This window comes from Streptomyces sp. NPDC089915 (assembly GCF_040684675.1).
Taxonomy (GTDB): domain Bacteria; phylum Actinomycetota; class Actinomycetes; order Streptomycetales; family Streptomycetaceae; genus Streptomyces.
The window spans coordinates 1-1,276 of the sequence record NZ_JBFBGN010000388.1 but is presented as its reverse complement, the minus strand read 5'-3'; the positions used below and the strand labels follow the sequence as shown (position 1 = coordinate 1,276).

Sequence of the window (1,276 nt, the reverse complement as noted above, 5' to 3'; positions counted from 1 at the left end):
CTCCAGGTCGCCGCACAGGCTCAGGGCCGCGACTGCACGTGAGGGAACTCGCCGGGCGGCCGCGCTTCCGGCTGCCGGCCGGGACGGACCCGCGCTGGCGCGCGTACTGGCTCGCCGCCGACGAGGACACGCCCGGCCCGGTGGTGACCTCCGCCGAGGAATGCCTGCACGCGGTGGTGTGGGACGGGGTGACCGGGCTCCTGCCGGCCGGGGCCGCGCGCCGGCACGCGCGGCCGGGCCTCGCGTTCGTCCCGGTCGACGGCCACCCGCCGAGCCGCGTCGTACTGGCCCGCCGCGCGGACGCCCCCGACCCGCTCGTGGACGCGGTGGCCGACGCCCTGGCCGACGCCCACGCCGCGCGCGCGAACGGCTCCGTCCATCCGCCGGACGCGACGTCGGCGGACCTCATGGTCTAGGAACGGAGCCCTCGTCGCCGACGGCCGGATCCGGGGCGCGGAAGGTGCGGCGGTACGCCGTCGGGGCGACTCCGGCCTCCGCCGCGAGGTGCCGCCGCAGTGAGGTGGCGGTGGCGAATCCGACCTCGTGGGCGACGCGTTCCACCGGCAGGTCGCTGGACTCCAGCAGGTGCCGGGCCCGCCGCAGCCGCTGCGAGGTAAGCCAGCGGCCCGGGCTCAGACCGGTCTCCTCCTTGAAGCGCCGGGCGAAGGTCCGGGTGCTCATCGCCGCATGCCCGGCCAACTCGTCGAGTGAAAGCGGCAGTTCGAGCCGCTGCAAGGCCCAGTCGCGGGTCGGCCCGGTGCCGGTCGCGCCCGGCGGCGGCAGTGGACGCTCGATGTACTGGGCCTGCCCGCCCTCCCGGTACGGCGGCATGACGCAGAACCGGGCGGCCTGGTTGGCGACCTCGGCGCCGTGGTCCTGGCGCAGCAGGTGCAGGCAGACGTCGAAGCCGCTGGCCGCCCCCGCCGAGGTCAGCACGTCACCGTGGTCGACGAAGAGCACGCCCGCGTCGAGCTGGACCCGGGGGAACAGTTCCCGGAAGCGGTCGCCGAGCGCCCAGTGGGTGGTGGCCCGCCGCCCGTCGAGGAGACCGGCCCCGGCCAGCAGGAAGGCACCGCTGCAGATCGACACCAGACGGGTTCCGGGCCGGACGCGGGACAGCGCATCCAGGGCCTTCGCCTGCGTGGCGGCGGCCGATCCCCGGGTGATGGCGTACCCGGGGACGATCACGGTGTCCGCCTCGGCCAGCACCTCGGGGCCGTGCCCGGGGGTGACCGTCAGGTCCGAGACGGTCCGCACGGGCTTACCGTCCACGCCC

At 76.3% G+C, this 1,276-nt stretch carries 1 protein-coding gene and 1 pseudogene; one reads left to right on the top strand and one right to left on the bottom strand.

Annotated features, from left to right (window positions below):
* Positions 1–416 (top strand): annotated as a pseudogene (locus AB0O29_RS36055) (hypothetical protein); the annotation flags it as partial.
* Here AB0O29_RS36055 and AB0O29_RS36050 read toward each other — a convergent pair.
* Positions 406–1,276, bottom strand: an 871-nt coding sequence (locus AB0O29_RS36050) for a helix-turn-helix domain-containing protein (RefSeq protein WP_365160716.1), incomplete at its 5' end; no start/stop codon positions are given. The pseudogene AB0O29_RS36055 and the gene AB0O29_RS36050 overlap by 11 nt on opposite strands.